Consider the following 26,255-nt stretch of genomic DNA (forward strand, 5'->3'; position numbering starts at 1 on the left):
CGAACAGCGGCGCAGCGGCCGTCGAAAGCGGGGCGATATCAGTCGCCCTTTCCGCCCAGCCGTGCGAACAGACGTCCGAGCATCCCCCGCCGCGGCGTGTCATGCGCCGGTGCCGGCGCATCGCCCGCGTCGCCCGATGCCGATGCCGTCGCCAGCTGCGGCTCGCACTCCGCCGCGATCTGCCCAAGCGTCTGGAACACGAACGCGCGTGGACCGACAACGACGCCGTATCGCGACTGCAGCAACGCGACCGCACGCATGATCAGCAGCGAGTGGCCGCCCAGATCGAGGAAGTGGTCGTCGACGCCGATGCGGTCGATGCCCAGCAGCTCGCGCCAGAGTTCGGCGAGCATCCGCTCCGCGTCGGTGGACGGCGCCCGCGCACCGCCCGACGGCGCGGTCGCATGCGCGATCGCCGGCAGCGCCCGCCGGTCGACCTTGCCGTTCGGCGTCATCGGCACCGCGTCGATCGACACCCATGCACCCGGCACCATGTACTCCGGCACCGCGCCGCGCAGATGTGCTCGCAGCGCTTCGACATCGAGCGTCGCGCCGTCCCGCGGCTTGATGTATGCCGCCAGCACCGCATCGCCCGCGCGTTCCGCGAGGACGACCACGGCCTGCGCGACATCGGCATGGCGCGCCAGCACCGCCTCGATCTCGCCCGTCTCGATGCGATAGCCGCGCAGCTTCACCTGATGGTCGAGTCGGCCCAGGTGCTGCAGCATCCCGTCCGCGCGCCAGCGGCCGAGATCGCCGGTGCGGTACATCGTCGCGCCCGGATGATCGGGATCGGCGATGAACTTCTCCGCCGTCAGTTCGGGCCGCGCGTGGTAGCCGAGGGTCACGCCGGCACCCGCGATGACGAGTTCACCCGCAACGCCGATCGGCACCGGCTTGCCCGCGGCATCGACCACATGCACCCGCGTGTTCGCGATCGGCCTCCCGATCAGGATGTCGCCCTGCCCCGGCAGCACCTGCGTACACGTCGACCACACCGTCGTCTCGGTCGGGCCGTAGAGATTCCACAGCGCGCCGACGCGCGGCAGCAGCGCTTCGGCGAGTTCGACCGGCAGTGCTTCGCCGCCGCACAACACGGTCCACTGCGGACCACCGCGCCAGCCGGCTTCGAGCAGCAGCCGCCACGTCACCGGCGTCGCCTGCATCGTGTCGACCGCCTCGCGTTCGAGCAGCTCGCGCAGCGCGACGCCGTCGCCGCCGGTCTCGCGCGGCACCAGCACGATGCGCGCACCCACCGTCAGCGGCAGCAGCAGCTCCAGCACCGCGATGTCGAACGACAGCGTCGTCACTGCCGCGAGACGCGCGTCGGGCGACAGGCCCGGCGCGCGCTGCATCGCTTCCAGGAACGCCACCACCGTGCGCTGCGGCACGCGTACGCCCTTCGGCGTGCCGGTCGAGCCCGAGGTGTAGATCAGGTAGGCCAGCGCGTCGCGTTCACACGCCATCGGCGCGAACGGCGTATCCGAGGCGGACAACGCTGCATCGAGTGCCAGCACGCGATCGGGCGACAACTGCAACCCGTCGTCCTGCCCGTCGCTCAGCACCAGTTTCGCGCCGGCATCGTCGAGCATGAAACGCAGGCGGTCGGCCGGGAAGTACGGGTCCATCGGCAGGTACGCGGCTCCGGCACGCAGCACGCCCAGCACCGCGGCCAGCATCGCAGGCGTGCGTTGCAGGTACAGACCGACGACATCGCCCGCGCCGACGCCACGGTCGCGCAGCGCGTTCGCGATGCGCTGCGCCTGCGACGACAGTTCGGCATACGTCAGCGTCGTGTCTTCGAAGCGAACGGCGATGCGGTCGGCGTGCGTCGACAGCGCGGCGTCGAGGTAATGCGACAGCGACGGATCGGACGGCAGCGCTGCTTCCGTCGCGTTCCACTGCGACAGCTGCGCGACTTCCGCCGCCGGCGTCGCCAGCAGCGTCTGCAACGCCGCGCTGTCACCACCCGCCGCCAACGCATCGAGCAGCGCGAGGTAGCGGTCGCGGAACCGATCGGCGCTCTGCGGCAGCAGGGTGTCGGTGTTGTAGTTCAGGCCGCCGACCAGGCCGTCCGCGCCGTCGAGGAACCACAGCGCCACGTCCTGCGCCGCCGCGGCCTGGAACACCGGCACGTTGGCGTGCGCGAGATCGTCCCAGCGATCCGGTCGGCCACGCGCGTCCTGGTACGAGAAGAACGCCTGGTAGATCGGAAAGCGGCTGGTGTCGCGCTGGTTGTCGAGCACGCGCACGAGGTGCTCGAACGGCACGTCCTGGCAGCCGAAGGCGTCGATCATCTCGGTGCGCGCGGCCTGCAGCAGCGTGCGGAACCCGTCGAGGGGATCCAGCTTCAACCGCAGCGGCAGCGCATTGACGAAGAAGCCCATCACCGGCTCGAGTTCGGGCAGGTTGCGCCCACGCACCGGCGTGCCGATCAGCAGATCGCGCTGGCCGGTCGCCTGATGCAACAACATTGCCCACGCCGACAGCAGCACGGTGAACAGCGTCGTGCCCTCGCGCTGCGCCAGCGTGCGCAGCGTCGACGCCGTGGCTTCGGGCACGCGCAGCCACGCAGTGTCGCCGGCGCCGGTCTGGGTCGCCGGGCGCGGCAGGTCGGTCGGCAGCGCCAGCGCCTCGGGCGCACCCGCGAGCTTGGCCTGCCAGTGCGCGAGCTGGCGCGCGAGTTCCGGCCCGTCCATCCACGTGCGATGCCAGGCCGCGAAATCGACGTACTGCACCGGCAGCGACGCCAGCGACGGCGTGCAACCGCGGCGCGCGTCGGCGTAGAGCGCCGCCATTTCCTCGTAGAACAGGTCGAACGACCAGCCGTCCCAGATCGCGTGATGCGCCATGAAGAACAGCACATGGTCGTCCGGCGCCAACGCGTACAGCCGCACACGGAACAGCGGCCCGTGCACGAGATCGAACGGCTGCGCGATCTCGTCCTCGATGCGGCGCATCGCCTCGGCTTCTCGCGCGTCGACAGGCAGTGAGGTCAGATCGTCGATCGGAATCGTGGCGTCGACCGCTTCCAGCACGTCCTGCCACGGCTCGCCGTCGGCAACCGGCAGGCGCGTGCGCAGCGCCGCCTGACGCGCCACCATCGTCGCGAACGCGGATTGCAGCGCGTCGCGATCGAGCGCGCCGCGCAGGCGATGCGCGGACGGCACGTTGTAGACGGTGCGGCCCGGATGCAGCTGTTCGAGATACCAGATGCGCTGCTGCATCAGCGACAGCGGCGCGCGCACGCCGTCCGCGAGTGGCGGCACGACCTGCGGCGCGGCGACGTCTTCGCCGTACAGATAGGCGGCGAGCGATGCCACGGTCGGATGATCGAACACCACGCGCAGCGGCACCGCGCGACCGAGCGTGCGGCCCAGCCGCACCGCGAGCTGCGCGGCCGACAGCGAATGGCCGCCGAGCCGGAAGAAGTCAGCCTTCGCCGACACCTGCGGCAGACCGAGCGCCTCGCGGAACGCGGCCGCGACTTCGGTCGCATACGGCGCATCGAACGCGATGGCGTCGTCACCGTGATCGATCGCTGCGACATCGGAAACATCACTCGACAGCGCCGGCAGCGCCCGCCGATCGACCTTGCCGTTCGGCGTCATCGGCACCGCGTCGATCGACACCCACGCGCCCGGCACCATGTACTCAGGCACCGCGCCGCGCAGATGTGCTCGCAGCGCTTCGACATCGAGTGTCGCGCCATCACGCGGCTTGATGTATGCCGCCAGCACCGCGTCGCCCGCGCGTTCGGCCAGCACCACGACCGCCTGCGCGACGTCCGCATGGCGCGCCAGCACCGCCTCGATCTCGCCCGTCTCGATCCGGTAGCCGCGCAGCTTCACCTGATGGTCGAGCCGGCCCAGGTGCTGCAGCATCCCGTCCGCGCGCCAGCGGCCGAGATCGCCGGTGCGGTACATCGTCGCGCCCGGATGATCGGGATCGGCGATGAACTTCTCCGCCGTCAGTTCGGGCCGCGCGTGGTAGCCCAGCGTCACGCCGGCACCGGCGATCACGAGCTCGCCCGCGACGCCGATCGGCACCGGCTTGCCCGCCGCATCGACGACATGCACCCGCGTGTTCGCAATGGGTTTGCCGATCAGGATGTCGCCCTGCCCCGGTTCGATCCGAACGCAGGTCGACCACACCGTCGTCTCGGTCGGGCCGTAGAGATTCCACAGCGCACCGACGCGCGGCAGCAGCGCTTCCGCGAGTTCCACCGGCAACGCTTCGCCGCCGCACAGCGCCGTCCACTGCGGACCACCGCGCCAGCCGGCTTCGAGCAGCAGCCGCCACGTCACCGGCGTCGCCTGCATCGTGTCGACGGCCTCGCGTTCGAGCAGATCGCGCAGCGCGACGCCGTCGCCACCGGTCTCGCGCGGCACCAGCACGATGCGCGCACCGACGGTCAGCGGCAGCAGCAGTTCCAGCACCGCGATGTCGAACGACAGCGTCGTCACTGCCGCGAGACGCGCGTCGGGCGACAGGCCCGGCGCGCGCTGCATCGCTTCGAGGAACGCGACCACCGTGCGCTGCGGCACGCGCACGCCCTTCGGCGTGCCGGTCGAGCCCGAGGTGTAGATCAGGTAGGCCAGCGCGTCGCGGTCGCAAGCGATCGGCGCGAACGGCGCATCCGATGCGGCAAGTGCGACATCGAGCGACAGCACGCGATCGGACGACAACTGCAGACCATCGTCCTGACCATCGCTCAGCACGAGCTTCGCGCCGGCGTCGTCGAGCATGAAGCGCAGGCGATCGGCTGGGAAGTACGGGTCCATCGGCAGGTACGCGGCGCCCGAACGCAGCACGCCGAGAACCGCGGCCAGCATCGCCGGTGTTCGTTGCAGATACAGGCCGACGACGTCGCCGGGGCCGACGCCACGATCCCGCAGCGCGTTCGCGATGCGCTGCGCCTGCGACGACAGTTCGGCATACGTCAGCGTCGTGTCTTCGAAGCGAACGGCGATGCGGTCGGCGTGCGACGACAGCGCGGCGTCGAGGTAGTGCGACAGCGACGGATCGGGCGGCAGCGGCGCCTCGGTTGCGTTCCACTGCGACAACTGCGCACGGTCGGCGTCGCCGAGGATCGGCAGCGCGCCCAGCGTGACGCCGGCATCGGCGGTCGCCGCATCCAGCAGCGTCTCGAAGCAGGCCAGCCAGCGTGCGACGGTGTGCGCGTCGAACAGGTCGGCGTTGTACTGGCACTCCACGCGCATGCCGTCGGCGCCGAGATCGACGGCGTTGACGAACAGCTCGAACGTCTCGAACATCCGCGCGTTGCTCTGCAGGTCGAGGTCGACGCCCGGGATCGCGTGATGCTCGCCGTTCAGCGCCTGGTCGATGTTGAACACCACCGGCATCAGCGGCAGGCGGCTGCGGTCGCGCTGCATCGGCAGCGCCTGCAGCAGACGGCCGAAGGTGACGCTCTGGTGGTCGTAGGCGTCGAGCACGGTGACGCGGCAGGCGTCGACCAGCATCGCGAACGGCTGGTCGGCCTGCGGGAACAGGCGCAGGGGCAGCATGTGCACGCAGTGGCCGACGAGGCCTTCGAGGCCGGCGGCGGCCTGCCCGGCCGCGGGCACGCCGACGACCACGTCGTCCTGCCCGGTGAGCCGGTGCAGCAGCGTGCCGAAGCCGGCGATCAGCGTCGCGAACAGGCTCGCGCCGCGCGCGGCGCCGAGCTTGCGCACGCGCGCGAGCAGCTCGGCCGGCAGCACGCGATCCTCGCGACCCGCACGCTGCGTGCGCACCGGCGGACGCGGGCGATCGGTCGGCAGGTCCAGCACCGGTCCGCCATCCGTGAACGACTGCGCCCACCACCCGAGATCGGCCTCGCGCGCGCTGCGTTCGTCGGCGTCGGGCTGCGCCTGCGCCGCGGCGTAGTCGGCGAACGACGGGAACGTCGTCGGCGCATCGCCGCGGCAGGTCGCCGCGAGATCCTTCACCAGCACCCAGAACGACCAGCCGTCGAGCACGATGTGATGGCCGCTCAGCACCAGCACGTGGTGCTCCGGCGCGAGCTTCACGATCTCCGCGCGCAGCAGCGGGCCGGTGGCGACGTCGAACGGTTCGGACACGTGGCGCGCGGCGATCGCCGCGAGCACGGCCTGCGGATCGGCGTCGGTGGACACGTCGCGCAGCGGCACATCGAGCACCGGCACGTCGGCCGGCACGCGCAGGGTCAGGCCATCCTCGGAGAACGTCGCGCGCAGCGCATCGTGGTGCCGCGGCAGTGCACGCACGGCATTGCGCAGCGCCTCGACGTCGAGCGCGCCGCGCAGGTGCAGCGACACGGATTCGTTGTACGCCAGCGACGCCTCGGTGCCGAGACGGTCGGCCAGCCACACTTCGCGCTGCGCTTCGGTGGTCGGCACCAGGCGCACGCCGTCGTCCGCCGACAGCGCGGCGCGGCGCTCGGGGAAGAAGCCGCTGGCGATCATCTCCGCCGCCGCGGCGCGGTAGGCCTCGACGATGCGGTCGATGTCCGCGTCCGAGTGCGACGTGGTGAGGAAGCAGGGGAAGTTGTCGAGGATGTGGATGCCGCGGTCGCGCAGCATCGTGTAGATCAGGTCGTTGTAGGGCAGATCCTCGGTGAAGACGTTGCGCCACCACGAGGCGAAGGTGACGAGCTTGAACGGCGCGCCGAGCTCGGCCATCGCCGCGTTCACGCGTTCGACCATGCCCGACGTGCGCGCGGTCAGCGCCGCCTGCAACTCGGGTCCGTGCGCCTGCAGGTGCGCGAGCGTCGCCTTGGTCGCCGCCAGCGCCAGCGGATGACGCACGAATGTGCCTGCGAAATAAGTCACGCCGACCGTCGGCACCGAATCGTCGCCGTACTGCCAGTGACCGCCGTCGAGCGCGTCCATGTACGGGCGCTTGCCCGCGATCACGCCGATCGAGAAGCCACCGCCGACGACCTTGCCGTAAGACGCGAGATCGGCCTGGATACCGAACAGGCCCTGCACGCCGGCCGGATGGGCGCGGAAGCCGGTGACCACTTCGTCGAAGACCAGCAGCGCGCCGCTGTCGTCGCAGAGCGTGCGCAGGTCGCGCAGGAACTCGACCGGACGGAAATCCGGGCGCCGGCTCTGCACGGGCTCGACCAGGATCGCGGCCAGTTCGTGCGCGCGTTCGCGCAGGATGCGCAGCGATTCCTCGGTGCCGTAATCGAGCACCAACACGTTCTGCGCGGTCGACGGCATGATGCCCGGCGCCGCCGGCACGCTGCGCAGCTTCCTGGTGCCGCGCACGATCACTTCGTCGAAGATGCCGTGGTACGCGCCGGTGAAGATCGCGATCGTGCTGCGGCCGGTGACGGTGCGCGCGATGCGCATGCAGCCCATCACCGCCTCGGAGCCGGTGTTGCAGAACGCGACGCGCTCGGCGCCGGTGACCTCGGCGAAGAGTTTCGCGGTCTCGCCGGCCAGCACGTGCTGCGGGCCGATCTCGTAGCCGAGGTCGATGCGTTCGTGCAGCGTTTCGCGCAGGAAATCCGGCTGCCAGCCGAACAGGTTCATGCCGAAGCCGTTGAGCACGTCGACGTATTCGTTGCCGTCGATGTCCCACAGCCGCGAGCCGCGCGAGCGCTCGATCACCAGCTGGTAGGTCAGCTCCTTGGTCAGCGGCCGGAAGCCGTTGACCACGCGCGGATCGGCCATGTGCGACCGGTGCTCGGTGGTATAGGCCTTCGAGCGCGCAGTGCGTGCGGTGTAGCGCGCGATCAGGCCGTCGAGGCGCGCGCGCTGCTGCGGCGTCAGCGCGTCGGCGCGGGTGTGGATGCGCGCGATCGCGCCGAACGCCTGCTTCACGTCGTAGCGCACGGGCGCGGCGGCCGCTTCCTCGTCGCTCGCGGTCGGCGCGGTGTTCGCGGGCACCGTCGCGGCGGGCTCCGGCGAATCCGTGGAGGTCGCCGTGTCCAGCTCGTCGAGGCGTGCGGCCAGCGTCTCGGCGGTGGCGTAGCGCTCCATGATCTGGCGGAACGGGATCTTCGCGCCGAAACCGCGCTGCAGCTGCAGCGACAGCTGGGTGAGCGCGAGCGAGTCGAGGCCGAGGTCCAGCCACGGCGTGCGCAGGTCGTGGGCGCCGAGTTCGACACCCGACACGTCCTCGATCATCGTCAGCAGCCGCGGCAGCGTGTCGCTGGCGGCGGACGGCGTCGCGACGACCGCGGCTTCGACGACGGGCTCGACCGTTTCGACGGATGCCGAAACGACCGGCATCGCGGTCGGTGCGGCGTCGACCCAGTGCCGCTCGCGGGCGAACGGATAGCCGGGCAGCGCGATGCGGCGGCGCGTCTCGTGCGCGACGTGCGCGCGCCAGTCCGGCGTGCCGCCCGCGCACCACCACTGGCCCAGCGCCGCGGCGAACGCGGCGTCCTCGCCGTCGGGCGCGTCGCCGAGACTGGCGATCGCGGCGACGCCCGCACGCTTCGGCACACACTGCCGCGCCAGCGTCGCCAGCGTGGCACGCGGGCCGAGTTCGATCGCGATGCAGGCCGGATCGGCCAGCGCCTGCGCGACCGCGGGCGCGAAGCGCACCGGCAGGCGCAGCTGCGTCGCCCAGTACTCCGGATCGCAGGCCTGCGCGTCGGTCAGCGGCGTGCCGGTGACGGTCGACACGATCGGGAGGCGCGGCGGCGACAGCGTCATCGTGGTCAGCCGCGCGCGCAGCACGTCGACGGCGGGCGCCATCATCGCGGTGTGGAAGGCGTGCGAGGTGACGAGCCGCTTCGCGACGACGCCGTCGGCGGCGAGCTTCGCCTCGATCGCGTCGAGATCCGCATGCGGGCCGGCGACCACGCACAGGTTCGGCGCGTTCTCGGCCGCAAGCTCGACCGCGCTGCCATTGAGGTACGGCGCGACCGCTGTCGCGGACAGCCGCACCGACAGCATGCCGCCGGCCGGCTGCGCCTGCATCGCGCGGCCGCGCAGCGCGACCAGCGCGACGGCGTCGGCCAGCGACATGACGCCGGCGAGCGCGGCGCAGACGAATTCGCCTACGCTGTGGCCGACCAGCGCGCGCGGCCGCACGCCGCGATGCATCCACAGTGCCGCGAGCGCGTATTCCAGCGCGAACAATGCCGGCTGGGCGAGATGCGTCGGCGTCAGCGCGTCACCTTCGGCGTCAAGGAACAGCGCGCGCGGATCGTCCTCGAATTCGGCCGCGAGCAGATCGCAGCAGGCATCGCAGGCGGCACGGAACACTGGCTCGCTCGCGTACAGGCCGCGGCCCATGCCGGCGTACTGCGCGCCCTGCCCGGTGCAGAGGAACACCGCCTCGGGCGCATCGCTCGCGTGAACGGACGGCGCGGCGGTGCGCAGCGCGCGCGCCGCTTCGGCGGCATCGGCAGCGACGATCGCGCGCCGGTGCGGGAAGGCGCGGCGTGCGACGCGCAGCGTGTGCGCGACATCGGCCAGCGGCAGCGACGCGTCGCCCGCGAGTGCATCGGCGAGCCGCGCGCAGGCGACGTCGAGCGCGTCGGGTGTGCGCGCCGACAGCGTCAGCAGCTGGTGCGTGCGCGTCGAAGGTGACGATGCGACCTGCGCCGACACTGGCGCTTCCTCGACGATCACGTGCGCGTTGGTGCCACCGAAACCGAAGGCGCTGACGCCCGCGCGACGCGGCGCTTCGCCGCGTGGCCATGCGGCCAGCGTCGCCTGCGGCAAGAACGGTGTCGCGTCGAACTCGATCTGCGGATTCGGCCTGGCATAGCCGATCGTCGGCGGCAGCGTCTCGCGATGCAGCGCCAGCGCGGTCTTGATGAGCCCGGCGGCGCCGGCGGCAGTGACGAGATGGCCGACGTTGCTCTTCACCGAACCGATCGCGCAGAAGCCGGTGTCGGCGGTGTGGCGACGGAATGCGCGGGTCAGGCCGTCGATCTCGATCGGATCGCCGATCGGCGTCGCGGTGCCGTGCGCTTCGAGATAGCCGATGCTGCGCGCGTCGACGCCCGCGGCGTCCTGCGCCATCGCGATCACCGCGGCCTGGCCGGCGGGATTGGGTGCGGTGAAGCTGGCGCGATCGGCGCCGTCGTTGTTGACCGCACCGCCGAGCAGCACCGCGTACACGGTGTCGCCGTCGGCGATCGCGTCGGAGAGGCGGCGCAGCGCGAGGATCGCCACGCCGTCGGAGAACACCGTGCCGCTGGCATCGGCGTCGAACGTGCGGGTGTGGCCGTCGCGCGAGACCATCGCGCCGTCCTGGTGCAGCAGGCCGCTGTTCGGCGGACAGGTGATGGCGACACCGCCGGCGAGCGCGAGATCGCAGTGACCCGCGCGCAGGCTGTCCATCGCCATGATCGTCGCGACCAGCGAGGTCGAGCACGCGGTGTGCACGCTCACCGCCGGGCCGTCGAGGCCGAGCCGGTGCGCGGCACGGCTGGTGAGGTAGTCCTTCTCGTTCGCGAGCATCGTCGGCATCTCGCCGAGCCGCGCGATCAGTTCGGGATGCGCGAGCACGTGGCGCTGGTAGTACGTCGCGTTGTACATGCCGCCGAACACGCCGACGCGGCCGGGCGCGGTCTCGGGCACGTAGCCGGCATGTTCGAGCGCATGCCACGCGGTCTCGAGGAAATGCCGGTGCTGCGGGTCCATCAGCTGCGCTTCCAGCGGCGCGATGCCGAAGAAGCCGGCGTCGAAGCATTCGACGTGATCGAGCACGCCGCGCGCCGGCACGTAGCCGGGGTCGTCGCGCAGCGCGGCGGGAATCGACGGATCGAGTTCGTCGGGACGGAAGAAGCGGATCGATTCGACGCCGTCGCAGAGATTGCGCCAGAACGCTTCAACGTCGTCTGCGCCGGGGAAACGGCCGGCCATGCCGACGATGGCGATGGCTTCGTGCGCATCATTGCGCGGACGCGACGCGACACGCTGCGGGGACGGCGCTTCCTCGCCGGCGAGACGACGCGCGAGCGCGGCCGGCGTCGGCGCGCCGAACAGCTGCACGGGACGCAGGTCGCCGACGCCGCGTTCGCGCAGCAGCCGCAGCACGCGCAACGCGGACAGCGAATCGCCGCCGAGTTCGAAGAACGCATCGTCGACGCCGACGCGGTCCAGTTCCAGCACGTCGGCGAAGGCAGCGCAGACCGCGGTTTCGGCGGCATCGCGCGGCGCGCGGTACGGGCGCGCCAGCGGCGGACGCTCGCGGCCGGGCGCGGGCAGCGCGGCGCGGTCGAGCTTGCCGTTGGCGGTGATCGGCAGCGCCGGCAGCGCGACGAATGCCGACGGGATCATGACCTCCGGCAGCGTGCGCGCGAGTGCGGCGCGCGCGGCGGCGGCGTTCCAGTCGTCGGCGACGACGTACGCGACCAGCCGCTTGCCGCCGGCGCCTTCGCGCGCAATGACCGCGCCGGCGCGCATGCCCGGCAGACGCGCGAGCGCGGCCTCGATCTCGGCCGGTTCGATGCGATGGCCGCGGATCTTCACCTGGTGGTCGACGCGACCGACGAAATGCAGCACGCCGTCGGCATCGCGACGCACGCGGTCGCCGCTGCGATACAGGCGTTCGCCCGATGCGGCATCGACGACGAAGCGTTCGGCGTCGAGATCGGCGCGACCGAGATAGCCGCGGGCCAGGCCGCGGCCGCCGAGGAAGAGTTCGCCTTCCTCGCCGTCGGGCACATCGGCACCGGCGGCATCGCGAATGCGCAGCACGGTGTCGGGGATCGCGCGGCCGATCGGAATGGCCGTGGCGTCCGCCGGCAGGTCGCGCGGGATCGCGAACGTCGTCGCGAACGTCGTGCACTCGGTCGGACCGTAGCCGTTGTGCAGCGCGATGTCCGGCAGCGTCGCGTACGCGCGGCGCACGTGCGTCGGCGACAGCGCTTCGCCGCCGGTGAACAGCTGGCGCAGGCCGGACAGCGCCTGCGGGTCTTCGTCGACGACGGCGTTGAACAGCGCCGCGGTCAGCCACGCCGTGGTCACACCCAGCGGACCGATGACCTCGGCCAGCGCGCGCGCATCGGGCACCGGCGCGGACAGGATCGCGCAGCGGCCGCCGTTGAGCAGCGGGCCCCACAGCTCCAGCGTCGAGGCGTCGAAACCCAGCGGCGCCGCGTGCAGCATGCAGGTGTCGGCGTCGAGGCGGATGTAGTCGACGTCGCCGACGAGGCGCACGATCGACCGGTGCTCGATCTGCACGCCCTTCGGCGTACCGGTCGAGCCGGAGGTGAACATCACGTAGGCGAGGCTGTACGCACCGGCGATGTCGTCGGGCGGCGCCACGATCTCGACCGGCGCGTCCCACGCCGGCAGCACGAGCATCTGCGGCGCAAGGCCATCGAGCGCGGCGGCATGCGCGGCGTCGGTGACGAGCACGCGCGCCTCGGCGTCGGCGATCAGGCCGCGCAGCCGCGCTTCGGGATAGTCGGGATCGAGCGGCAGGTAGGCGGCGCCGGCCTTGAGCACGGCGAGCGCGGCGACGATCGCCTCCGGCGAGCGCGGCAGGCACAGCGCCACGCGCGCTTCGTGCGCGACGCCGAGTGCGCGCAGCCGCGCGGCGAGCGCGTCGGAACGCCGGTCGAGTTCGGCATACGTGCAGGCGCCATCCGGCCAGACCAGCGCCGGCCGCGCGGGATGCCGCCGCGCGACCTCGCGGAACAGGCCGTGGACGGTGGCGTCGGGGCGATGCGAGGCGCGCGCGCCGGCATCGGCGTGCGGAAACAGAACGTCGGACATCACGGGTGGCAGGCCTCGAGGCGGGCGATCAGCGCGAGGATCTCGCGCATCGGGACGACCGCGGCGTTGAGCGCGGCGTCGGAATTCCAGGCGGTGCTGGCGTCGAGTTCGATCCGGTGCGCGCGCGTGCCCCAGGCCTCGCACAGGCGATCGTCGTCGGCGCCGGCGAGGGTACGCAGCACGGTGGTCATGGCCGCCGCGGGCGGCGCGGCGGCGAGATCGATGGCGGACAGCGCGTCACGCAGGGCGGCATCGATCGGCGTGCCCAGCACTTCGGTCAGCGGGCCGCTGGCGTCGGCCGGCGCGGCGTCGCCGAGTTCCTCGCGGAGGTAGTCGCGATGGGCGCGTTCGAGATCGCGCAGGTAGGCCGCGCCGTCGACCACCGGGTCCCACAGCAGCAGGTGTGCCGGGCGCAGCAACCCGCGCTGCGCGGCCAGCGCGGCGAGCGTGCCGCCCAGGCGCAGGCCGATCACGGCGATGCGCGACTGGCCGGTGGCCTCGCGCAGCGCGGCGGCAGCGGCGGCGATGTCCTCCAGCCAGTGGTCGAGGCCGAATTCGCCGACCTCGCCCGAGGAATCGCCGGTGCCGGCGTAGTCGAAGCGCAGCGTCGGATAGCCGGCCTCGTCGAGCCGGCGCGCGAGCACGCGGTAAGCGCGATGGGCGCGCACCGCTTCCTCGCCGAAGGGATTGCACAACAGCACCGCGACGCCGCGCGGACGCAGCCGCGGCGTGTGATGCACGGACGCGAGCAGTTGCCGGGCGCGTGCATCCGCGCCGCCCGCCGCGTCGACCCACCGAATTGACAGCACCATCCCCCCCGCGTGTATGGTCGCCTCGCTTCCAACGTCAGAATCGCCCGAAGCAGGCAACCGACACAGGTCCTTCCGATGTCCCTCCCGCAGGCCCAGGCCCGCGAGCGCGTCGTCCCGCTGCGGCCGGAGCGGCCGCTCGCGGCGATCGCGACCGACCCGCCGACGCCGCGCGCCGTCCCCGACGTGCTGCTCGTCAACGCCGGCGTGATCCACCGGATCGGCCCGCATCGCCTGCACGTGCGGCTGGCCCGGCGCCTGGCCGAAGCCGGCCACCGTGCCCTACGGCTGGATCTCTCCGGCATCGGCGACAGCGGCGCGATCCCCGACCGCATCGACTTCCGCAGCAGCGCGGTCGCGGACATCCGCGACGCCCTCGATAACGTGACGACGGCCGCACATCCTACCGCAGGCGCGATCGTGTTCGGCCTGTGTTCGGGGGCCGACAACGCCCTCGCCGCGGCCGCGACGGACCCGCGGATCGTCGGCCTGGTGCTGGTCGATCCGCCCGCCTACGCCACCTCGCAGGCACGTCGCCGCGCCCTGCGCGCCCGACTGGGCGACCCGCGCTTCTGGGCGACGCTGCCCGCCCGCATCGCCCGCCGCCTGCGCCGCACGCGTCACGCCGGCGACGGCAACGCGGAAGGCGAAGGCAGCCGCCAGCCGCCGCCGCAGGCCGAATACGGCCGCCAGCTGCGCGCCCTCGCCGACCGCGGCGTGCGCGTGCTGGCGATCTACACCGCCGCGCAGGGCGTGCGCTTCAACCATCCCGACCAGCTGTTCGAAGCCTTCCCCGACCTGCGCGGCCGCATCGACGTGCGCCTGTTCGACGCCGCCAACCACACCTTCACACCGCTCGCCCAGCAGTCGGCGCTGATCGACACCGTCGCCGACTGGTGCCGCAGCCGCTTCCCGGACGCCGGCTGAGTCACCGACGGGTTGCCGCTCCCGCCTGTTTCGCACGTTGTCCCGACCGGCATCGTGAGGCCGCGTCTCCCGCGCGGCAGCCGCAGAGGCACGCATGGACCTGTTCGGGGCGATCCAGTTGCAACAGCTGGCGGAGGTGCGCCGGCTGCTGGCCGCGGGGGTGGACCCCGATACCCGCGATGCACGGGGCAACCCGGCGATCGTGGTGGCACTGGACGCCGCGACCTTCCCGGGCGCGGGCGACCCTGCCGTCCTGCACCTGCTGCGCGATGCCGGGGCCGACTCCGCCCCGCTGGAGGCCGCCCTGCAGCGGATGCTGTCCGTGCTGCCCGCCCGTCTGGCGCGGACCCATGACGACATCGGCGGCCAGTTGCTGGTGCTGGTACCGCGCCTGCATGCGGTGGTGCCGGATCTCGACCCGGCCGAGCGCGAGGCCGTCGGCACGTTCGCCCGCGACGGCCAGGTGTTCTTCGCGGATTCGGATGCCCTGCGCGCCGAGGCCAAGCACCTGCGCGACGCCTTCGCCGGCGGCGCCAGCGACATCGATGTCGCCGTCGACCTGCTGGCCCGCGCGGCCGGGTTCGAGCTGCGCGCCACCGGTCTGGCCATCCGGATGGAAACGCTGGTGCACCGCTTCGCGCCGGATCGATAGACGGCAAACCTCGCGCCACAGGCCGGTGACCGCGTTCTCGTTTCGCGAGATGCGTTTGCCCGATGCTGCCGCCGATGCGGAAAGGACCGCATCGCGCATCCGTCAGGGGGCGGATGCGGACCGCCGGCCGCGCCGCGGTCGGCCCATCGACCTCATGGAGAACGTTCGATGCATCGCATGCCCCGCTTCCACCTGCTCGCACTGGCCACGGCAACCCTCTTCGCCACCGCCACCGCCACCGCAGCGACCGCCACCCGCACCGACCTGCACGCCGCCGACACCGACGGCATCGCCCAGCGCAACGCGGCGCTCGCCAAGTCCGCGTCGGCCGACACCGTCCACGCCCGCCACGAACGCGCGCTCGGCCTCGACGCCGATTCGCGGCTCGTCCTGCTCGATCGCAAGTCGACGCTCGGCGTCCGCAACCATCGCTACCAGCAGACCTTCCGCGGCATTCCCGTGTTCGGCGAGCAGATCGTCGTGTCCGAAGACACCTCTGGTCACGTGCGCACGCTGTTCGGGCAGAAGCTCGACGGTCTCGCCGCGCAGATCCCGGCCGGCAAGCCGAGACTGGCCGCGACGCGCGCGCTGTCGATCGCCAAGAGCGCCGGCCTCGGCAACCGCGTCGGCTTCATGCGCACGCGCGACGAGACCGCGCCGCTGATGATCCATGTCGACGACGCCGGCCGTGCGCGCAAGGCGTATGTCGTGACCTACTTCGCCGACAGCGCCCGCGGCGGCTCGCCGATGCGGCCGACGGTGATCGTCGATGCCGAGACCGGCCGCGTGCTGAAGCAGTGGAACAACCTGCAGACCGCGCTGGTCGGCACCGGCCCCGGCGGCAACGCCAAGATCGGGCAGTACGAGTACGGCACGAACTACGGTTACATGGACGTCGCGCAGTCGGGCAGCACCTGCACGATGAACAACGCGAACGTGAAGACCGTGAACCTCAACCACGGCACGTCCGGCAGCACGGCCTTCGCCTACACCTGCCCGCGCAACACGGTGAAGGTGATCAACGGCGCGTACTCGCCGCTCAACGACGCGCACTACTTCGGCAGCGTCGTCTACAACATGTACAACGCGTACATCGGCAAGCCGCCGCTGACGTTCCAGCTGACGATGCGGGTGCACTACAGCACGAACTACGAGAACGCGTTCTGGGACGGCTCGTCGATGACCTTCGGCGACGGCTACACCACGTTCTATCCGCTGGTCAGCCTCGACGTGGCCTCGCACGAGGTCTCGCACGGCTTCACCTCGCAGAACTCGAACCTGACGTACTCCGGCCAGTCGGGCGGCATCAACGAGGCGTACTCCGACATCGCCGGCGAGGCCGCCGAGTACTACATGCGCGGCAGCAACGACTTCAAGGTCGGCTACGACATCTTCAAGGGCAGCGGCGCGCTGCGCTACATGTACAACCCGCCGCTGGACGGCCGCTCGATCGACAATGCCGCGAACTACTACGACGGGCTGGACGTGCACTACAGCTCGGGCGTGTACAACAAGGCGTTCTACCTGCTGGCGACGAAGCCGGGCTGGAACACGCAGAAGGCATTCCAGGCGTTCGCACGCGCGAACGACTTGTACTGGACGGCGAGCACGAACTTCAACCAGGGCGTGTGTGGCGTGCAGACCGCGGCGCAGGACTACGGCTACAGCGTCACCGACGTGACGGCCGCCTTCAGTGCCGTGGGCGCGTCGTGCGGCACCACGCCGCCTCCGCCGCCGAGCGGCTGCGGGATCATGCAGCCCGGCACCACGCTGGGCAACGGCCAGACGTTCCCGTCCTGCGACGGTCGCTTCTCGCTGGCCATGCAATCCGGCGACGGCAACCTGGTGCTGTACCAGAACGGCGTCGGCGCACTGTGGGCCAACCACAGGTACGGCAGCAACCATCGTCTCGAAATGCAGGGCGACGGCAACCTCGTGGTCTACAACGGCAGCAACCAGGCGGTCTGGGATACCGGGACCTGGGGCCACGCCGGCGCGTTCCTCGCGGTGCAGAACGACGGCAATGTCGTCGTCTACAGCCCGTCGTGGCAGCCGCTGTGGGCCAGCAACACCTGCTGCCACTGATCACGCGATCGCGTCTCCGCACGCCGGGGTCCTCCCTGCACGGGGAGGACGCCGCCATCCGGTCCCGCTTCCGCCGGTCGCAACCGGCGAGACCGGGACATCGCAAGCTTGCGGGGATGCGGGCACCCCCGCATCGCCGACCTGGTCCGGCCCCGGACGGCACGCTGCGGCCCGCACACGCGGGCACGTCAACCGACCGGGTCCGACCACGTTAGCGAGGAGCGGCCTCGTCGCCGCCAACCCACCGTACTCAGGGAGAGACATCCGAATGCATCGTTTCCATCGCATCGCACCGCTGGCCATCGCGACCGCCGCGATCCTCGCCGCCGGAACGGCCTCCGCCGCGATCCGCACCGACCTCCAGCAGGTCGATGCCGCCGCCGTCGCACGCACCAGCGCATCCATCGCCAAGGCCGGCGCGGCCGACACCGTCCACGCCCGCCACGAGCGCGCGCTCGGCCTCGACGCCGACTCGAAGCTGTTCCTCGTCTCGCGCAAGGACAGCCTCGGCGTGCACAGCACGCGCTACCAGCAGACCTTCCGCGGCCTGCCGGTCTTCGGCGAGAGCGTCGTCGTGAACGAAGACGCCGCCGGCAACATCCGCACCCTGTTCGGCCAGAAGCTCGACGGCCTCGCCGCCGAGATCCCGGCCGGCAAGCCGCGCCTCGCCGCTGGCCGCGCGCTCGCACTGGGCAAGAGCGCGGGCCTGGGCAACCGCATCGGCTTCATGCGTACCCGCGACGAGCAGGCGACGCTGTCGATCTACGTCGACGACGCCGGCCATGCGCGCAAGGCCTACGTCGTGACCTACTTCGCCGACACCGCGCGCGGCGGTTCGCCGACGCGTCCCACCGTCATCGTCGACGCCGAGACCGGCCACGTGCTGAAGCAGTGGGACAACCTGCAGCATGCGCTGGTCGGCACCGGGCCCGGCGGCAACGCCAAGATCGGCCAGTACGAGTACGGCACGAACTACGGCAAGCTCGACGTGACCCAGTCGGGCACCACGTGCACGATGAACAACACCAACGTGAAGACGGTGAACCTCAACGGCGGCACCACCGGCACCACGGCGTTCTCGTACACCTGCCCGCGCAACACGGTGAAGACCATCAACGGCGCGTACTCGCCGCTGAACGACGCGCACTACTTCGGCGGCGTGGTCTTCAACATGTACAACGCCTACATCGGCAAGTCGCCGCTGACCTTCCAGCTGGTGATGAAGGTCCACTACGGCACCAACTACGAGAACGCGTTCTGGGACGGCTCGTCGATGACCTTCGGCGACGGCTACACCACGTTCTATCCGCTGGTCGGACTGGACGTGGCCTCGCACGAAGTCTCGCACGGCTTCACCGCGCAGAACTCGAACCTCACCTACTCCGGCAAGTCGGGCGGCATCAACGAGGCGTACTCGGACATCGCCGGCGAGGCGGCCGAGTACTACATGCGCGGCACGAACGACTTCAAGGTCGGCTACGACATCACCAAGGGCACGGGCGCGCTGCGCTACATGAACAACCCGACCCTGGACGGCAAGTCGATCGCCAACACGGCGAACTTCTACTACGGCCTGGACGTGCACTACTCGTCGGGCATCTACAACAAGGCGTTCTACAACCTGGCCACCACGGCGGGCTGGAACACGCAGAAGGCGTTCCAGGTGTTCGCGCGCGCCAACGACCTGTACTGGACGGCCAGCACGACCTTCCACCAGGGCGTGTGCGGCGTGCAGACCGCGGCCGCCGATTACGGCTACAGCGTGGCGAACGTGACCGCGGCGTTCAGCGCGGTGGGCGCGACCTGCGGCGGCTCGGACACCGGCACGCTGCCGACCATCACCAGCTTCGTCTGCCCCGATTCGGGCATGAGCGGCGGCGGCACGTACTACTGCAACGTGACCTTCAGCTCGCCGACGTACGCCGTCGCGACCTGGCCGAATGGCGCGCATACCGCCACGTACTCGGGTCGCTGCACCAGCGGTTCGCGTCCGTCGGTGACGGTGCGGGTGGGCAACTTCTATGGCGAAGTCTCCAGCACCAAGAGCTTCAGCTGCCCGTCCGGCCCGATCCCCTGATCGATCGAACATGATCGATCCGGCATGATCGGTCCGGAGCGAGCCGCCGGTGCGCCCCGGGCGCACCGGCGGCCTCGCAGGCCGGTCACCGGCAAGGCCGTATCCTGTCGGCGCCGCCGGCACCGACGGCAGCAACGGAAGGAGCAGCAGATGGCCGGATCCGGTTCGCGTTACGACGTCCACGGCCTCGTCCTCGATCTGGGCGAGGCCTTTTCCGCCGCCGAACGGCGACAGGTGCTGGCGCGGCTGCGCGCCGACGTGCCGGCCTTCGCGGCGCTGGTCGCGGCGGGCACGTCCGGAACGCCGCTGGGCAAGGGCGCCAGCGACGTGCAGGTGCCGTTCGCCGATGGTCGCCGCGTCGACATCGGCCGCGCCTGGAACGCGGTGCACGCGTTGCGCGCGCATCCGCTGGTGGCGGATGCCGAACCCGCGGTGGGCTATCGCGTCGATCCCCCGCCGGCCACGACGAAATCCCTGCGCGCCAGCAGCGCCGGTGGCGCCGACCTGCCCGCTTCCGATCCCCGCGACTGGTCCAGCCGCGCCGTGCGCGCCGACGTCGCGCGGGCGCAGACCGGCGCGACCGGCCGCGGCGTGCGCATCGGGCATCCCGACACCGGCTACACCGACCATCCGCTGATCCTCGGCCCGCGCCTGCGCACCGCCGACGGTTACGACTTCGTCGACGACGATCCCGACGCCCACGATCCGATGACCGGCCGTTTCCCCGGCCACGGCGCCGCGACCGCCAGCGTGATCTTCAGCGACGGCGCGCCCGAGCTGTTCGGCATCGCGCCCGGCGCGTCGCTGGCGCCGATGCGGGTGTCGGGCTCGGTGATCCATTTCGATTTCACGCGCCTGATCCGCGCGCTGTACCGGTGCCGCGACCGCGACTGCGACCTGGTGTCGATGAGCCTCGGCGGCCCGTGGGCCGGACGCTCGCTGTCGCGCGCCACCGATGCGCTGGTCGCCGACGGCCGCATCCTGTTCGGCGCCGCCGGCAACCACACGATGATGGTGATCTTCCCCGCGCTGCTGGACAGCGTGATCGCGGTGGCCGGCAGCAACGCGCTCGACAAGCCCTGGAGCGGCTCGGCGTCGGGCGCGGCGGTCGACATCACCGCGCCGGGCGAGTCGGTCTGGCGCGCATGGACACACGTGCGCGGCGGCCAGCCGGTGCACGAGACGGGCCGCAGCGACGGCACGTCGTACGCCACCGCCACCGTCGCCGGCCTGTGCGCGATGTGGCTGGAACACCACGGCGGCGGCGCCGCGCTGCGCCAGCGCTATGGCGGTCGCCTCGCGTCGGTGTTCCGCGATCTGCTGCAGGCGCATTGCCGCACGCCGGCGGGCTGGAAAACGGACCGCTACGGCCCGGGCATTGCCGATGGCCAGGCCTTGCTGGCGGCGACGTTGCCCGCGTTCGGCGGCGTGCCGCTGCGCAGCGCACTGCGCGCGCCGACGCGCGCCACCGCCGAGGCCGACTGGTCGCGGCTGCAGCGGCATCTGCCCGAGCTGACGGCGGCGCAGGTCGCGGCGGCGGTCGAAGCCCTGCACGCACCGGCGCTCACGACCGCACGCGCCTCGCGCACCGCACGCGCGATGCCGCCGCCGGGCCTGATCGACGAGATCGAATTCTTCATCGCCACCGACCCGGCCGTGCGCGCGGCCTTCGTCGCGGCCGGCGCGGCGAAGCGCCCCGCGCGCGCCGCCAGACGCGGCACGGCGCCCGTCGCGGGCCCGGATGCGCTGCTGCGCCGGCACGGGTCGGCGGCGTTGCGGGCCGCACTGGGCGACTGACGCCGGCTCAGCCGCCGCAGGTGCTGGCGCGGTAGACGCGGGTGACGCGGTCGAACTCGGCCTTCTGCTCGCCGTCGCGGCCGCCGGAGAACTTCCAGCGGAACTCGGCTTCGTCGACGCGCTTCTTCCACGCCACGCACAGCAGTTCGGCGGGCACGGGCGTGCAGGCGTCGCGGCGCATCTCGCAAGCCTGCCCGGCCGCGAGCGCGGCGCTGCCGTCGATGCCGACCGTCTCCAGCGCGACGCACGAAGCCGGCGGCTCGGCGGTGTCGCCGAGGTAGTCCTTGTCGTCCCATGTGCGGCACTGGAACAGCGGCGGTGGCGGGGTGCGCACGGCCGGCGGCGGTTCCGCGGCGACCGGCGCCGCTGGCGGCACTGCGGCGGATTGCGCATCCGGCTTCGGTGCGGCCGGCTTCGACGCCGCGGGGGGCGGCCGGAACGCCGGCAGCGGCGCGACGTTGCGGATCGTCTGCTGCTGGCCCTTGGGACAGGGCACGTCGTTCTGCAGCGTCACCGCGCCACTGGCGGGATCGACGCAGCGGTAGATCACCATGCCGCCGGGGGGCGCCGCGGCCGGCGCCGTGGACGGCAGCGTGGCGAAGGCGAGTGCGAGCACGCAGGCCGCGGCGGCGGAGCGGAAGCTCGGCATGGTCAACGGCAGTCCTGATCGATGCGGGCGACCAGACTGCGCTCCTCGCGCGCCAGCGCGGCGCGTTCGGACGGCTGGGCGATGGCGTAGCGGCGACCGATCTCGCCGCGGCGGTCGCGCAGGCGGCCGCAGACGTCGGCCTGCGGCAGGGCGTAGCAGGCGTCGCGGACCCACGTGGTGGCGCCGTATGCAGCCGGTGTGGGGACGATCGCCGTGCCGATGCTGCCGCTGCGGTAGTTGCCGCTGACGCGGCCGTTCTCGACCTGGAAGTCGATCCGGCCCGGCTCGTTCACCGGCACCCGGCCGAACAGCGGCGCACCCAGCGTCCACATCGGCACCGCGCGCAGATTACCCTCGGGGCTGTCACTGAGGTAGCGCTGGTCGTCGGGGGTGACGCATTCGTACATCGGCCGCGGTGCCTGGACCACGATGACCTCGCGCGTGGTGACGGGGATGGCCGGCGCGGCGGCTGCGGGCGCCGACGGGCGCGGAGGCGCGTCCTTCGGCCGCAGCATGGTGCGGGTTTCCTGGCGCTGGCCCTTGTCGCAGGGCGAATCGCGCAAGGTCAGGCGGCCGTCGGCGCCGGTGCAGCGGTAGATGACCACGTCGTCGCCGGCCCGGGCCGGTGCCGGCGGCAGTGTCGCCGACAGCGCGAGGCCGGCGACGAGAGCGAGGGCGGGAAGCGGGGCGGGGCGGGCGCGCATGGCGCCATCCTGCAACGCGCGGCGGGCGAGGGAAAGCCGCCGGGCGACCGGCGGCGGACGCGGTTCAGCCCGGCCGGGACCGGGCATCGCGATCAGGCCGTCTTGATCAGGCCTTCTTCACCACCCGCTTGCCCGGGGTGACGACCGGGCTGGCGGTGATCAGCGGCTTCGCCGGCGCGGGGGCCGGGGCGGCGGCCTTCTTGGCCGCGGCCTTCTTCGCCGGCGCCTTCCTGGCGGTGGTCTTCTTCGCGGCAGCCTTCTTCGTCGCCGCTTTCTTCGCCGGGGCCTTCTTCGCGGCCGGCGCCTTCTCGGCCTTCGGCTTGGCGGCGACCTTCTTCGCCGCAGCCTTCTTGGCGCCGAAGCCGCGACGCGCCGGCTTGCCGGTGGTTTCCAGCAGTTGCGTGGCTTCTTCCAGCGTCAGCGACTTCGGCTCGCGATCCTTCGGGATCTTGCCGTTGAGCTTGCCGTCGCTGATGTACGGACCGAAGCGGCCGTTGAGCACCTGCACGTCGCTGCCTTCCCACTCCAGCAGGATGCGGTTGCGGGCGATCTCTTCCTTCTGCTCGATCAGGAACACCGCGCGGCCGAGGTCGATCGTGTACGGATCGTCTTCCTTCGCCAGCGAGGCGTAGGTCGCGCCGCGCTTGGCGAACGGGCCGAAGCGGCCGATGCCGACGCTCACTTCCTCGCCGTTGCTCTGCCCGAGCTTGCGCGGCAGCCGGAACAGCTCCAGCGCTTCCTGCAGCGTGATGGTGTGCATCGACTGGCCGGGACGCAGCGAGGCGAAGTCCAGCTTCTCGTCGGTGTCCTTGTCGCCGATCTGCGCGTACGGCCCGTAGCGGCCGAGGCGGACGCTGACCGGCTTGCCGGACTTGGGATCGGTGCCGAGTTCGCGCGCGCCGGTGGCCTCGCTGCGATCGACGGATTCGGTCTTCTCCTCGACCAGTTCCTTGAACGGGCCCCAGAACTTCTCCATCAGCGGGACCCAGTCCTCCTCGCCGCGGCTGACGGCGTCCAGCTCGTCCTCCATCTTGGCGGTGAAGTCGTAGTCGACGTAACGGGTGAAGTGGCCCGAGAGGAACTTGCTGACCGCGCGGCCGACGTCGCTGGGACGGAAGCTGCGGCCTTCCATCTCGACGTACTTGCGGAACAGCAGCGTCTGGATGATCGAGGCGTAGGTGGACGGACGGCCGATGCCGTATTCCTCCAGCGCCTTCACCAGCGCCGCTTCGGTGAAGCGCGGCGGCGGCTGGGTGAAATGCTGGTCGGCGTGGACGCGATCGAGCGGGATGCGGTCGCCCGGCTTCATCGCCGGCAGCTTGCGGCCCTCGTCGTCGTCGTCCGCGCTCTTCTGGTCCTTGCCTTCCTCGTACACGGCGAGGAAGCCCGGGTCGACCACGGTGGTGCCGCTGGCGCGGAAGCTGTGCGCGGTGCCGGCGGCGAGGTCGACGCTGACGGTATTGAGCGTGGCCGGCACCATCTGGCAGGCGACGCTGCGCTTCCAGATCAGGTCGTAGAGCTTGCGCTCGTCATCGCTGAGGAAGCGCGCGACCTTGGCCGGCGTGCGCAGCGCCGAGGTCGGACGCACTGCCTCGTGCGCTTCCTGCGCGTTCTTCGACTTGGTCTGGTAGAAGTTCGGCTTGTCCGGCAGCGCCTTGGTGCCGTAGTCGCGGGCGATGACGTCGCGCAGTTCGGCGATGGCGTCCATCGACAGGTTGACCGAGTCGGTACGCATGTAGCTGATCAGGCCGACCGTGCCTTCCTCGCCGATCGCCACGCCTTCGTACAGCTTCTGCGCGACCTGCATGGTGCGCTTGGTGGTGAAACCGAGCTTGCGCGCGGCTTCCTGCTGCAGCGTGGAGGTGGTGAACGGCGGCGCCGGGCGGCGCTTGCGCTCCTTGCTGGCGACGTCGGTGACCTGCAGCACGCCGTTGGCGGCGGCCACGATGCGCTTGCGCGCGGCCTCGGCGCTGTCGCCGTCGGTGACGGTGAACTGCTCGAACTTCTTGCCGTCGAGCTTCGCCAGCTTGGCGGTGAAGGCCTGCGACGGATGCGCGCACTCGGCCTCGATGGTCCAGTACTCGCGGGCGACGAAGGCTTCGATCTCCTCCTCGCGCTCGACAATCATGCGCAGCGCCGGCGACTGCACGCGGCCGGCGGACAGGCCGCGCTGCACCTTGCGCCACAGCACCGGCGAGAGATTGAAGCCGACCAGATAGTCCAGCGCGCGGCGGGCCTGCTGGGCGTCGACCAGCGGCGTGGCGATCTGCCGCGTCTGCGTCATCGCTTCCTTGATGGCGCGCGGGGTGATCTCGGTGAACACCACCCGTTCCAGGGTGCGGTCCTTGAGCAGGCCCCGCTCCTTCAGGATCTCCGCGATGTGCCAGCTGATGGCTTCGCCCTCGCGGTCCGGGTCGGTCGCCAGGAAGAGGTGGTCGGCGGCCTTGGCGGCCTTGGCGATGGCCTCGACGTGCTTCTCGTTCTTGTCGATCAGCTCGTAGCGCATGGCGAAACCGCGGTCGGGGTCGACCGCGCCCTCCTTCGGCACCAGGTCGCGGACGTGGCCGTACGAGGCCAGGACCTGGAAGTCCTTGCCGAGGTACTTGTTGATCGTCTTCGCCTTGGCGGGGGACTCGACGATGAGGAGGTTCTTGGGCATTTCGGGTGGGGATCCGGAAGGGCCGCGACCCCTTGCGGGAGGTCGGCGGCGAGGCCCGGGACAAGGCCCGGACCAGAAGGCGACGCCCGGGGGAGGCCCGGGCGTCGGTCAATTCTCTTTTTTTAGTCGTGTCACGTCCGGGCGCCCCGTGTCAAGCGTCCGGAAGTCGAAGTGGGAACCGCTCCCGGCTCCGGAGGCGGCCACCGGGCAGCCTGCACGAGGCTTCCCGGGTCGCCCCGCGTGGCCTGCGCAGGCGGCGGGACGGGCTCAGCGCACCCCGCCGGCGATGACCGCGAGCATGGCGCCGAAGGCCGCCAGCGCGCCCAGGATCAGCAGGCCGGCCAGCGCCAGCACCACGATGGTGACGGTGCCCAGTTCCTCGCGCTGCCATTCCGGGTGGTCGGTGTAGGCGTACTTGTCGACCACCAGGGTGTCGCAGACCATGTCGTGCAGGGCCTGCTTGCGCTCGGTGAAGCCGGCCATGATGTAACCGATCATCAGGATGAGGCTGCTGAGGACGGTCGCGAACAGGCGGCCGAAGGCACGCCAGAAGGTGATGCGGGTGCCGTCGGCGCGCACGACCTTGATGCCGATCGCCATCTTGCCGAGCGTGGCCTGGTGCTTCGAGGCGTGCATCCAGGCGAAGTACAGCACCGGGATCGCGATCGAGACCAGGTAAATGGCGCCGATGAAGGCGATGCCCGCGCCCGTGGCGAACGGATCGTTCGACGAGGCGCTGGCGCCGAACCCGACGCCGGCCATGATCCCCAGCGGGATCATCAGCGCGTAGGTCATCGCGGTGACCGCGAAGTAGTCGATGAAATAGGCGGCGAACCGCTTCCAGAACCCGGCGTAGACCACGCGACCGCCCTGCACCACCATGTCGACCGTCTCGACGTTCGCCTGCGGCGGCGCGTACGGTGTGGCTTCGGCGATGGCGTAGGGCCGGTAGGCGCCATCGGCGGGCGCAGCCTCGGCGGCCTTCACGAAGGCTTCCGCCTGCGGGTCGCCCGGCAGGTCGCCGGCCACCACCTCGCGGATCATCTCGCGCCACGGCCGCCATTCGGACATGCCCTCGCGCCACACCAGCGCCTCGGGCGCCAGCAGGCCGCGGGCATGCAGGGCAGCCAGATCGCCGGCCGAGACCGGGCCGTGCTGGAGACGCTGGGCGTCGCTGTAGTACCACTCGCTCATGTCGAAGACACCTGGAAAGGAA

11 protein-coding genes are annotated in these 26,255 nt (G+C 71.4%); 5 read left to right on the forward strand and 6 right to left on the reverse strand.

Annotation, left to right across the window (positions count from 1 at the left end; all coding sequences use genetic code 11):
• Window positions 1-38 precede the first annotated feature (38 nt).
• Window positions 39-12,680 (reverse strand): amino acid adenylation domain-containing protein, encoded by a 12,642-nt coding sequence (locus ACT53R_RS12500; RefSeq protein ID WP_476172214.1) that lies wholly within the window; start codon window positions 12,678-12,680, stop codon window positions 39-41.
• Window positions 12,680-13,492 (reverse strand): alpha/beta fold hydrolase, encoded by an 813-nt coding sequence (locus ACT53R_RS12505; protein ID WP_476172215.1) that lies wholly within the window; start codon window positions 13,490-13,492, stop codon window positions 12,680-12,682. The genes ACT53R_RS12500 and ACT53R_RS12505 overlap by 1 nt, the downstream gene beginning before the upstream one ends.
• Window positions 13,493-13,567: 75 nt before the next feature.
• Here ACT53R_RS12505 and ACT53R_RS12510 point away from each other — a divergent pair, with 75 nt between their 5' ends.
• The 5 genes from ACT53R_RS12510 (at window position 13,568) to ACT53R_RS12530 (ending at window position 21,027) form a co-directional block, all read left to right on the forward strand.
• Window positions 13,568-14,416, forward strand: a complete 849-nt coding sequence (locus tag ACT53R_RS12510) for an alpha/beta fold hydrolase (RefSeq protein ID WP_476172216.1) — start codon at window positions 13,568-13,570, stop codon at window positions 14,414-14,416.
• Between the two features lie 94 nt (window positions 14,417-14,510).
• On the forward strand, window positions 14,511-15,068 hold the full coding sequence (locus tag ACT53R_RS12515) for a hypothetical protein (RefSeq protein ID WP_476172217.1): 558 nt from the start codon (window positions 14,511-14,513) through the stop codon (window positions 15,066-15,068).
• Window positions 15,069-15,236: 168 nt separating this feature from the next.
• Window positions 15,237-17,153, forward strand: coding sequence for a M4 family metallopeptidase (locus ACT53R_RS12520; protein WP_476172218.1), 1,917 nt, complete (start codon window positions 15,237-15,239; stop codon window positions 17,151-17,153).
• A gap of 268 nt (window positions 17,154-17,421) precedes the next feature.
• A complete protein-coding gene (locus tag ACT53R_RS12525; protein WP_476172219.1) occupies window positions 17,422-19,230 on the forward strand; it encodes a M4 family metallopeptidase in 1,809 nt (602 codons plus the stop codon).
• Between the two features lie 150 nt (window positions 19,231-19,380).
• Window positions 19,381-21,027, forward strand: coding sequence for a S8 family peptidase (locus tag ACT53R_RS12530; RefSeq protein WP_476172220.1), 1,647 nt, complete (start codon window positions 19,381-19,383; stop codon window positions 21,025-21,027).
• 7 nt (window positions 21,028-21,034) lie between these two features.
• On the opposite strand, the gene ACT53R_RS12535 is transcribed toward ACT53R_RS12530, so the two are convergent.
• The 4 genes from ACT53R_RS12535 to ACT53R_RS12550 all read right to left on the reverse strand — a co-directional run bounded on the left by ACT53R_RS12535 (window position 21,035) and on the right by ACT53R_RS12550 (window position 26,233).
• A complete protein-coding gene (locus tag ACT53R_RS12535) occupies window positions 21,035-21,676 on the reverse strand; it encodes a DUF4124 domain-containing protein (protein ID WP_476172221.1) in 642 nt (213 codons plus the stop codon).
• Window positions 21,677-21,678: 2 nt separating this feature from the next.
• Window positions 21,679-22,380 (reverse strand): DUF4124 domain-containing protein, encoded by a 702-nt coding sequence (locus tag ACT53R_RS12540; protein ID WP_476172222.1) that lies wholly within the window; start codon window positions 22,378-22,380, stop codon window positions 21,679-21,681.
• 106 nt (window positions 22,381-22,486) lie between these two features.
• Window positions 22,487-25,039 (reverse strand): DNA topoisomerase I, encoded by a 2,553-nt coding sequence (locus ACT53R_RS12545; RefSeq protein ID WP_476172223.1) that lies wholly within the window; start codon window positions 25,037-25,039, stop codon window positions 22,487-22,489.
• A gap of 267 nt (window positions 25,040-25,306) precedes the next feature.
• Complete coding sequence (locus ACT53R_RS12550; RefSeq protein WP_476172224.1) at window positions 25,307-26,233, reverse strand: RDD family protein; 927 nt, start codon at window positions 26,231-26,233, stop codon at window positions 25,307-25,309.
• Window positions 26,234-26,255: the final 22 nt, after the last annotated feature.

This window comes from Lysobacter sp. DMC104 (genome assembly GCF_056313665.1).